General features: G+C 61.5%; 12 protein-coding genes. 5 read left to right on the forward strand and 7 right to left on the reverse strand.

Annotated features, from left to right (window positions below):
* Positions 1–1,188 (reverse strand): hydroxymethylglutaryl-CoA reductase, degradative (locus ACP5EL_RS07425; protein ID WP_428401882.1); only part of this gene is annotated, 1,188 nt, incomplete at its 3' end.
* An 84-nt stretch (positions 1,189–1,272) separates the two neighbouring features.
* On the opposite strand from ACP5EL_RS07425, the gene ACP5EL_RS07430 reads away from it, so the two are divergent.
* The gene (locus tag ACP5EL_RS07430) at positions 1,273–2,814 is read left to right on the forward strand and encodes a beta-ribofuranosylaminobenzene 5'-phosphate synthase (RefSeq protein ID WP_428401883.1); all 1,542 of its coding nucleotides are present in this window, start codon (positions 1,273–1,275) and stop codon (positions 2,812–2,814) included.
* 47 nt (positions 2,815–2,861) lie between these two features.
* Positions 2,862–3,917 (forward strand): M42 family metallopeptidase, encoded by a 1,056-nt coding sequence (locus ACP5EL_RS07435; protein WP_428401884.1) that lies wholly within the window; start codon positions 2,862–2,864, stop codon positions 3,915–3,917.
* A gap of 321 nt (positions 3,918–4,238) precedes the next feature.
* On the opposite strand, the gene ACP5EL_RS07440 is transcribed toward ACP5EL_RS07435, so the two are convergent.
* The 5 genes from ACP5EL_RS07440 to ACP5EL_RS07460 form a co-directional block, all read right to left on the reverse strand.
* Positions 4,239–4,670 carry a universal stress protein gene (locus ACP5EL_RS07440; RefSeq protein WP_428401885.1) on the reverse strand — a complete coding sequence of 144 codons (432 nt, stop codon included), beginning with the start codon at positions 4,668–4,670 and terminating at the stop codon, positions 4,239–4,241.
* Between the two features lie 281 nt (positions 4,671–4,951).
* Complete coding sequence (gene purE / locus ACP5EL_RS07445; RefSeq protein ID WP_428401886.1) at positions 4,952–5,341, reverse strand: 5-(carboxyamino)imidazole ribonucleotide mutase; 390 nt, start codon at positions 5,339–5,341, stop codon at positions 4,952–4,954.
* Between the two features lie 40 nt (positions 5,342–5,381).
* Complete coding sequence (locus ACP5EL_RS07450) at positions 5,382–5,669, reverse strand: chorismate mutase (RefSeq protein ID WP_428401887.1); 288 nt, start codon at positions 5,667–5,669, stop codon at positions 5,382–5,384.
* Positions 5,666–6,523: a shikimate kinase gene (locus tag ACP5EL_RS07455; protein ID WP_428401888.1), complete on the reverse strand. Its 858-nt coding sequence runs from the start codon at positions 6,521–6,523 to the stop codon at positions 5,666–5,668. The genes ACP5EL_RS07450 and ACP5EL_RS07455 overlap by 4 nt, the downstream gene beginning before the upstream one ends.
* Positions 6,520–7,044: a hypothetical protein gene (locus ACP5EL_RS07460; protein ID WP_428401889.1), complete on the reverse strand. Its 525-nt coding sequence runs from the start codon at positions 7,042–7,044 to the stop codon at positions 6,520–6,522. Before ACP5EL_RS07460 ends, ACP5EL_RS07455 begins: the two co-directional genes overlap by 4 nt.
* 104 nt (positions 7,045–7,148) lie before the next feature.
* Here ACP5EL_RS07460 and ACP5EL_RS07465 point away from each other — a divergent pair, with 104 nt between their 5' ends.
* Positions 7,149–7,454: a DUF3467 domain-containing protein gene (locus ACP5EL_RS07465; protein WP_428401890.1), complete on the forward strand. Its 306-nt coding sequence runs from the start codon at positions 7,149–7,151 to the stop codon at positions 7,452–7,454.
* Between the two features lie 49 nt (positions 7,455–7,503).
* Here ACP5EL_RS07465 and ACP5EL_RS07470 read toward each other — a convergent pair whose 3' ends face one another.
* Complete coding sequence (locus ACP5EL_RS07470; protein ID WP_428401891.1) at positions 7,504–8,667, reverse strand: NAD(P)/FAD-dependent oxidoreductase; 1,164 nt, start codon at positions 8,665–8,667, stop codon at positions 7,504–7,506.
* A 163-nt stretch (positions 8,668–8,830) separates the two neighbouring features.
* On the opposite strand from ACP5EL_RS07470, the gene mntA reads away from it, so the two are divergent.
* Together mntA and ACP5EL_RS07480 are read left to right on the forward strand one after the other, a co-directional pair.
* Positions 8,831–9,319 (forward strand): type VII toxin-antitoxin system MntA family adenylyltransferase antitoxin, encoded by a 489-nt coding sequence (mntA, locus tag ACP5EL_RS07475; RefSeq protein WP_428401892.1) that lies wholly within the window; start codon positions 8,831–8,833, stop codon positions 9,317–9,319.
* A gap of 40 nt (positions 9,320–9,359) precedes the next feature.
* On the forward strand, positions 9,360–9,919 hold a 560-nt coding region (locus ACP5EL_RS07480), incomplete at its 3' end, for an RlmE family RNA methyltransferase (protein ID WP_428401893.1).

The following is a 9,919-nucleotide window of genomic DNA, read 5'->3' on the forward strand; positions in this document are numbered from 1 at the left end:
GGCCACGGCCTCGATCTCGTCGCCTGTGGCTCCGGCCTGGACGGCGACGTTCTTGGCGTGCAGCGACATGTGACCCCTCTGGATCCCCTCGGTGGCGAGAGCCCGGAGGGCTGCGAAGTTCTGGGCGAGGCCCACCGATGCCAGAATTCGTCCCAGGTCGTCGGCGGACGCAAGCCCCAGGATCTTCATGTTGGCCCGAGCCACGGGATGGACCCGAGTCGCGCCGCCGACGGTCCCCACGGCGACGGGAAGCTCGATCGATCCCACCAGGTCTCCGTCCCGGTTCTTCTCGTAAACTGAGAGGGAGTGATAGGTTCCGCCCCTGGCGGCGTAGGAGTGGGCACCGGCCTCGATGGCCCGCGTGTCGTTTCCGCTGGCCATGGTCACCGCGGTCACGCCGTTCATGATCCCCTTGTTGTGGGTCGCGGCCCGATAGGGGTCGCTTTCGGCAAGGGCGCTCGCGAGGACGATGCCGTCGACGACCTCGGGCCCGCCTATCTCCTCGGCCTTGAAGACGGCCCGGGCCCTGGCCAGCCGGAGATCTGCGAGGTTAGATATGATCCGCAGGTACACCCTCCCGCCGGTGATCTCCTCGATGAAGGGGGCCAGGGCCTCGGCCATGGTATTGACGGCATTGGCTCCCATGGCGTCCCTGCAGTCGACGAGGAGGTGGACGACCACCATCGGCCCCTTCCTGGTAAAGACGACCTTCGCCTCGAGGCCGGCGACGCCTCCTCCATACCTGACCAGCATGGGGTCCTTCTCGTTCGCTCGAGCTGCTATCTCCTCAGTCCGGGCCAGGATGGCAAGCCTCGCGCCGAAGGGGTCTTCGACCCCGGTAACCTGGATCAGAGCCCTCATCACCGGCCTTGTGCTGCTGGTGACAAAGCCTCCCCCTGCCAGGGCCATCCTCGCCCCGTTGCTGGCGGCGGCGATGACGGAGGGCTCCTCCGTCGCCATGGGGATGAGAAGCTCCCGGCCGTCGATCAGAAAGTTCGTCGCGATCCCCAGGGGGATAGCGAAGAGACCCACCACGTTCTCAACCATCTTGTCGGCCTGGTCGAGGGAGAGGCCGTGGCTCGCGATAGCCCCGGCCTCCTCCTCGGAGAGGCCCGCCTTATCCGCCACCATCTTGAGCCGATCCGAAGCGGCAAGCTTGTAAAAACCCGAAATTCTCGACGTATTCAATATAACAACCTCCACAAAGCCCAGAGAGGTGAAGGCTCGTCACCAGAGGGGAAAAACTTTATGCCAGCCGGCACTTCTTTTTATGTGTCAAGATCGTCGCCCTCGAAGATAGACGAGGAGATCAGAAGGCTGGAGGAGGCCGTGGGGCGGCTGAGCCCCGTCCAGAAGATGCTTCTTGGGACCGACGGCTCGGTGACTCGCCTTCTCGAGGTGGTCACCGGAAGCCCCGTTGAGATCGAGACCCAGGTCCAGGAGGTGGTGGCCGCCGACGAGATCCTATCTCGCGAGCTGGAGATCGATCCCGGGGACGATGTGAACTACAGGGTGGTCAAGCTCAAAAACTCCGTTTCGGGAGAGGTCCTCATTCACGCCACCTCCTTCACGCCGCTGAAGCGGCTAGATGACCGTTTTCGCGAAGATCTGATGAGGGCGGACGTCCCCATAGGAACGATCCTCAAGAAGCACAGGATCGAGTCGAGGCGCGACCTTTTGAGGGCCCGGGCGCTTGAGGGGCCGGGCGAGATGAACGAGATCTTCAAAGTCTTCGGAAAGGAGCCGATGCTCTCCAGGGACTACAGGATCATCAGGCACGGCCAGCCTCTTATGGCCATCACCGAGACCTTCCCCTACAACAACTTTCAGGACAGAAGGAGGGTGGTGGTGGAGACGCCCTCTCGGATCCACCTGACCCTCACCGACCTCGCCGGGGACTGTGGCCGGGTCGACGGCAGCGTGGGGGTCGCCCTCGCCGATCCCTCGATCGTGGTGGAGGCCCAGAGGGGCGAGGAGCTATCCGTCCGGGGCGAGAACGCCGAGAGGGCGAGGGCGGCGGCGGAGGCGGTGATGGAGCTTCTCGATCTCAAAGGCGCAGGCGCAGAGATCACCATCCGGCACTGCTACAAGCAGCATGTCGGCCTCGGCGGGGGAACGCAGCTCGCAATGGCCGTAGGAAAGGCGCTCTGCGAGCTATACGGCCGGACTGCATCGGCCCGCGAGATCGCCGCCGCCGTCGGCCGGGGCGGCACCAGCGGGATAGGGGTCGCCGCCTTCGAGAGGGGGGGTTTCATCGTAGACGGCGGCCACTCCTTCGGCCCGGGAAAGGAGAAGACAGACTTCCGCCCCTCCTCCGCATCATTTGGGGTCACCCCCCCTCCGGTGATATTGCAGGCCAGCCTTCCAAAGTTCTGGACCTTTCTTCTGGCGATGCCGGATATACCCAAAGGGGCCCACGGCCGCCACGAGGCGGACGTCTTCGGGGCCTTCTGCCCCGTCCCTCGGGGCGAGGTGGCAGAGCTCTGCCGCGAGATCCTGGTCAGGATGATCCCCGCTGTCCTGGAGGGGGACCTGGACGGCTTCGGCAATGCTGTGAACAGGGTCCAGGATCTGGGGTTCAAGAGGGTGGAGGTGGGGCTGCAGCACCCGCTGATAGGAAGGCTGATGGAGGCGATGAGGTCGGCGGGGGCGGCGGGAGCAGGGCTCAGCTCCTTCGGTCCCACCGTCTACGCCGTCGCCGACTCCAACGCCAGGGATATCGAGGCCGCGGCGATGGAGGCGATGAGGGTGGTGGGAGGCGAGGTCGTCGTCACCAGGCCCAAAAACTCGGGGGCACAGATGAGGTCCGCCTGAACTTTGCGTTGAATTAAATCGATCTATTATGGACGGGATGATCATAGATGAGCGAGATTCAAAGGCTTCTTGAACGGCTGAGCAACGCCCACGGGATATCAGGACGCGAGGGGTCGGTCCAGGAGATGGTGGAAGAGGAGATCAGGCCTTATGTCGACGAGATCAGGGTCGACAAGCTCGGAAACCTGGTAGCCACCAGGAAGGGCGAGCGACCCAGCGTGATGATCGCAGCCCACATGGACGAGATCGGCCTCATGACCAAGTACGTCGACGAGAAGGGTTTCATCAGGTTCGTTACCATCGGAGGCTGGTTCGACCAGAGCCTCTTAAACCAGAGGGTGGTCATCCATGCCGATTCGGGACCGATATACGGCGTTATAGGGTCGAAGCCGCCTCACGTGATGAAAGACGAGGAGCGGAAGAAGCCGATCGAGATCAAGGATATGTTCGTGGACGCAGGCTGCAATGATCAGGACGAGGCGAAGGCCCTCGGGATCAATCCGGGAACCCCAGTAAGCCTCGATAGAACATTTGCAAAGCTTGCGGGCGATAGGGTGACTGGTAAGGCCTTCGACAACCGGGCCGGGGTCGCCATGATGATCGAGGCGCTGAAGCGGACGAGATCGGAGTCTGCGATCTATGCCGTGGGGACGGTCCAGGAGGAGGTGGGGCTGAAGGGGGCTAAAACGAGCGCCTTCGACCTTCGTCCCGACGTCGCCCTGGCCACGGACGTCACCATCCCCGGAGACCATCCAGGGATCGAGAAGAAGGACTCGAATCTAGAGATCGGGAAGGGGCCCGTCATCGTCATCGCCGACGCCTCGGGTCGGGGGCTGATCGCAACGGAGAAGGTGGTGGACTGGCTGGCTGAGACTGCCCGGGAGTTCGAGATCGAGGTTCAGATGGACGTCTCCGGCGGCGGGACCACCGACGCAACAGCGATTCAGCTTACGAGGGAGGGGATCCACACCGGCCTCATCAGCATCGCCACCCGCTACATCCACTCACCGGTCGAGGTTCTGAGCATCAAAGACCTGGAGGCCTCAGCCGATCTGATCGCCCGGGCCCTGGAGACTGCGCCGAGGTACTTCAAGAGCGAGTGATTAGGGCGACCTTCCTTCTTCCTTTTGGGAAGGTCACGATAACACCTTTTTCAGATCTGGGTTTTCAGGTCGGGATCTTTTGATACCCCTCTTCCAGAGAGCTCGAACCCCACCGCTCCGAAGGAACGACTGGACAACTATATCAAAAACATCAAAAAAATGGCTCAGACGCCCTCCTCTCCGGGAGGACGCGAGAACTCTCGGCCTAGCTGCTGCCTATCAGGCTGATGACCGTATAGGCGAGGAGCGTGCCGACGACGAAAACCACCGCAAAGGCGGGATAGGCGATCCCTGATGAAATCAACTCTGCTGCCATCTTTATCATCTCACTACGAGGACGGGGCAGGTTGCCCAGTACAGGACCTTCTGGACTACGCTCCCGATGAGGAGCTTGGTGACGCCGCTCTCACCGTGGCTTCCCATGACGATCAGATCGACTCCTTCGGTCCTGGCGAGGTCGACGATCATGTTGGCGGGCGCTCCGGACTTGACCACCGTCTCCACTTCCACGCCAGCCTCCTCGGACATCTTCTTGATCTCGGCCACGGCCTTCTCACCGCCGGCCTGGAGCTTGGCCTCGATCTCCTTCTTGTCGGCGCCCAGCTGCCTCACCGCGCTGGCCACGACTACCTCGTTCACAATGTAAACTCCGAGCACCTTCGCGCCGACCGCCTTTGCCAGGTCTACGCCGTGCTGTACCGCGACCTTGGACTTTGCAGAGCCGTCTGTAGCAACTAAAATCCGATCGTACATTTTATCACACCTCTCAAATCTCCCTACAACCTTCTGCGCCTTTTGAGTTTATCCATTACGCCTTTGATATAAATAGGTATCTTTCCGATACCGGCATCTAGAAGCCTTATAAAGGGCGTTGGGACAACCTCCTATCTCACTATCATCATAGGCGTGCTGGACCATTCCAGGACCTTCTGGGCCACGCTGTCGAGCGAGCCATCGGAGCCGTCCGTGGCGATCAGGATCTTCCTGTACATCCAATCCCGCCTCCTGGAGATCTCACTCTTCCGTATAAAAAACTATCTTTTCGCTAGCAGCATCCTCACAGCCAGGAGGGCGGCGTTCTCACCGGAGTCGATTCCCATACAGGCGACGGGAACTCCTGGTGGCATCTGGGATATGGCCAGGAGGGCATCAAGGCCTCCCAGCTTTGCGCTCACCGGGACCCCTATTACAGGCCGATCGGTCCGAGAGGCGATGAAGCCGGGGAGGGCGGCGGATAGGCCTGCCACGGCTATGAAGATCTTCGCGTCGGTCTCCTCGATGTACCGCTCCAGCTCATCGGGGTTTCTGTGGGCCGAGAGGACCCTCTCCTCGTGGTCGATCCCCTTCTCCGCGAGAACCCGGAGGACTTTCTCCACCACCTGACTGTCCGATTTCGATCCCGATATGACTGCAACCTCGGTCATGATGGCCAAACCCTCAGAAGGCTAGTCTTCTAGCGTCTATCTAGGGGAGGTTATTCTCTCCCAGAAGCTCGTGCTGCTTTTCAAGGCTCATCCTGATCAGGGTCTCGAATATCTCCTTCGTCGCGCCAGCGTCGAGGCCGAGCTCGGTGGCGTTGTCCAGGGCTCTCTTCATCACCAGCTTCTCCTGATCTTTGTCCTCGATTCCGACGCCGAGAGCCCTCTTGGCCTCGAAGATATCTTCTGCAAGCCTAATCCGCTCTTCTATCAGCTTTAATATCTCCTGATCAACTCTATGCACTTCTATGCGAAGATCTTCCAGGCTCATCATCGCCACCTCGATCCTTTGGATGAGCCTCTGTTGTTAACCTTCGTCCTTATCACCCTTCCGCCCAGATCCAGCCACGCCGATTCGACCTCGTCGATATTTTCGTCTTCCACCAGGGCGGCATAGGCGGGGCCAGTCCCCGAGAGGCTCGCTCCTCTGGCGCCAGAATTGAGGGCCGTGAAGATGGGATCGCTGGAAAGCCTCAGAGCGCTGCAGTAGACTAAGCCGTTGATGGTCATGGCCCTGGCGTACTCGCCGGCGAGGGCGAGGTCGAAGATCAGGTCTGCGATAGGCGCAAGGAGCCTCGACCTTCGAACGTCGGTGTCCTTCGAGAAGAGCTTCTCCTCCGGGACCAGGAGGAGGACTTTTGAGTCCATCTCCTCTCTCTTGAGAAGCTCCATCTTCCGGTTGTCGGTGACCACGACGCCCCCCAGCATCGATGCGGCGGCGTCGTCGAAGGCTCCTGTTATGGTGACCCCGGCCTCTCGTGCCGCGGCCACTCCGATCCTCGTCGCCTCCAGGGGGTCGAGCTCCTCGCCGAGGGCGTCCAGGGTCGCCAGGATGGCGGCGTTGGCAGCGGCGCTGCTGCTCTTCAGCCCCCGGGCGAGGGGGATCTCGCTTTTGGTCCGGACGATCCCACCGGCCTCAACGCCGAACCTCCCGAGGACCAGCTCTGCGGATCGAACGATCAGCCGGTCGTCTATGCCCGGAACGTCGCCTCTGACCCGCGGGGAGTCGTCCAGCACCACCTCGGCGGAGGTCTTCAGATCCACCCCCAGGGCCGAGCCCTTCCAGTTGGCGACGGCGTTCAGGACTGTGGCAGCGCCCAGGGCCGTCGCCCTTCCCCTTCTCCTCAAGATAACCCCGACTCGATCATGGTCTTCAGCTTCTCGAAGTCTCCGGCGACCTCCTCTTTGCCGCTTTTGGTGTACTTCTCGATCAATTTCTCGATCATCTCAAGCTCCGATATGGCGGAGCTGAAGACCGGCTCGTAGCTTCCGAGCAGAAAGAGGGGTATGACGACGGCTCCGCCCCGGATCGTCTGCTCAGTCAGCCCGTTCACCACCACCACGAAGGTGTAGGCCTTGTAGCCGAGGCCTGCCGCGATGTTCTTGGCGAAGCTTCCGATCTGCTGGATCCTCCGGGTGGAGAGGTTCTTGTAGGCGGCGACCGAGTCCTTGTACTCTATGAACATGAGAGCTTCATCGGTCCAGAGGATGGCGTCGTACTCGACGATGGCGACGGAGTTCTTCTGCGCCACCACATTGAAGAGGACGCCGCGGCACCAGGAGAGGTTAAGGTTGAGCCTGAAGTCCAGCTCCGTCTCCTGGACGGTCCTGGACTTCAAGACGTAAGGGTCACTCCTCAGCTCTATCATGGATGGGAGAGTCGCCTCGGCAGATAAAGGATTTTCCTTCACTCCCGTTGGCGGGGCAAAGGGATAAGGCCGACCTCACCCAACGACCTCATGGTGAAGATGATTTGACGGAGAAGAAGAGGACGCAACAGCTTGGAGTCAGGATTCCCGAGAGCCTGGAGCCGGTCTACTCGAACCTGATCAAGATCAGCCACGCCGATGACGAGGTCACCCTGACCTTCCTGCACAAGATCCCCGAGACGAATTTGGCCCAGGGAAGGGCGATCGTGACCATAACCCCCCAGCACGCCAAGAGGCTGCTACGGGCCCTCAGCGCGAACCTGAAGAGGTACGAGGCGACCTACGGCGAGATCAAGCTCCCCGAGGACAGCGGGGCGAGAGAAGAGAGCAGCAACGTCGAGGTGGCCTAAAGGCCGGTCCGGTCGACCGGGCCAGGTTCATCTCGCATCTCCTCAGGCTTCAGCCCTCGGCGAAGCTTTTGATCAGGCCTGGAATGGTCCGGGGCCGAGCCCTGGCGAGTGCGATCCCCGCCGAAAATCCCTTTCTGAAGAAGGTGCCCGAGAGGGCGAGGTTCCTTTTCGCGAGATCCGCCGCGAGCCGGTCTATCTCCTCGTCGGCCATCCTCCCCAGGGTCAAGAGAGACGCCCGGCCCATCCGATACTCCAGGCCGAACTCCCGGCGCCAGAGACGGTCGTAGGGCGAGAGGTTCCTTTTCGAAACGTCGCCAGATTCCACCGCCCCGGCGGCGACCTCGCCCGCCATCCCCCCCGCCCGGATGGCGTAGGCCATACCGCTCATCCCCGCCGCCGCTCCGGTCACCATCAGCGAATCGGAGACGATCTCGTCCGGCAGCGCAGCGATGGCGTCCCCGCCCCGGTTTATGGAGACGATCTTCATCTCTCTGACGTCGTAGTCGGCGGACTTGTATTTCTTGAAGTGCTCCACGAACCGGTCCAGGTAGGCCCGAACGTCCCGGCCGTGACCTCGGACGAAGACGCCCAGGGTGGCAAGATCCCCCCCGCCGGGGGAGAAGGTCGCCTTCCAGCCCGGCGAGATCGAGCCGATGAAGTACTCGAAGCGCCTCTCCTCCCCCAGGCCAGCAAGCTCGACCACCGCCTCGGCGGCCCAGGCGACGTCCTCGGGGTGGCGGAGGGGCGATAGCCCCTCCTGCCTCGCAATCATCCCATCGACCCCGGAGGCGTCGATCACCACCTGGGCTCCGATCTCGCCGAGGTTGTCGGTCTCGACCCGACGACCAGAGCCCGCGAGGGGAGCTTTCTTCGCCATGCCCCGCATAAGCTCGACCCCAGCCCTCTCGGCCCTTTCGAGGTAAAGAGCATCGAACCTCGATCGGTCGATGAACCTCCCCGGCGCCGGGATCTCGATTGCGCACCCGCCGGGAGAGATTATCCTCATCCCGTCGAGGTCGTGGAGGACGTACTCCCGCTCGACTGCGAGCCCCGCCCGGAAGAACATCCCGTCGAAGAAGGTGTTGGCCGGATGGTCGAAGCTCTCGCCCATCTCTTTGTCCAGCAGGATCACCTCGGCCCCCGCCTTCGCAGAAGATGTGGCGGCCGCGATCCCCGAGGGGGAGGCTCCCACCACCAGAACGTCGCAGTTCACGCTTTTCAGGTGGGGGGAGGGAGGTGATGAAGGTTTCCGTTTCGGGACTATATACAAAGCAATTTTAGAAGTTTCAAGCCATTGCCTCGGTGCATGAACTACCAAAGATCCGCTAGGATGAAAATATATATTCCGAGCATCCCAGAATCACTGAGGAGATCTCATGGGAATCCCTGAGCGCTGGGCCGGACATCGGCCCCTTCCTGAGGAGATAAGAAGCTCTCTTGAAGAGCTGGCGGGCCTCTTTGAGGAGGAGGGCGTGATCCTCGCCTACCTCTTCGGCTCCCTTGCAAGAGATGAAACCGACCGAGAGCCCCACGACGTTGATCTCGCCGTTCTGACCGCGACGCAGGAAGAGCCCGCCTGGAGGCTCTGGGAGAAGATCGTCGACGCCCTGGGGACCGAGCGGCTCGACCTGGTAGACCTTCGAAGGGCGTCGCCGGTCTTGCGCTTTGAGATCGTCAGGTCGGGAAGGCCAATTTATGTCTCCGATGAGGCCGCGCGGGAGAGGTTCGTTCTGGATACTCTGCACCTATACCCCGATACGGCGCCGATGCGCAGGCGGCAGATGGAGTCTCTCAGGAAGAGGATGATGAAATGTTCAGAAGAGAGCCTTTATAGGACAGATTCCAGAGATTTTTCATCGATCTAAACCTGAGCCTTTATTTACCTTGGGCCGAAAATATCCTCCGATGGCCAGGGATCAAAAGGACTACTTCTACCGGAAGGCCAAGTCCGAGGGTTATCGGGCGCGGTCGGCCTTCAAGCTCCAGCAGATCAACAAGAGGTTCCGGCTGATCAGGAGGGGCGACGCCGTTCTGGACCTGGGAGCCGCCCCCGGAGGTTGGCTCCAGGTGGCAAAGGAGATCTCCGGCGGCACCGTCGTCGGGGTCGACCTCCTGGCGATCGAGCCGATCGATGGCGTTTCGACGATAAAGGCGGACATCACCGCCCAAAAGACCCTGGAGCTGATCGCGGACGCCCTGGGCGGGAAGGCGGACGTGGTGATCTGTGATGCGGCGCCGAACCTCTCGGGGAACTGGACCCTGGACCACGCAAGGTCCATCGACCTCTCCCGGTCGGCTCTCCGGGTGGCAGGAGAGGTCCTCAGGCCCGGCGGAAACTTCCTGGTCAAGGTCTTCCAGGGGGACACCTTTCTTGACTTTCTATCCGAGGTGAGAGAGAGCTTCAGGAGGGCCCAGGCCCACTCGCCGGCCGCCTCCAGAAAGGAGAGCGCCGAGATGTACGTCGT

This window comes from Methanocrinis sp. (assembly GCF_049974945.1).
Lineage (GTDB): Archaea > Halobacteriota > Methanosarcinia > Methanotrichales > Methanotrichaceae > Methanocrinis.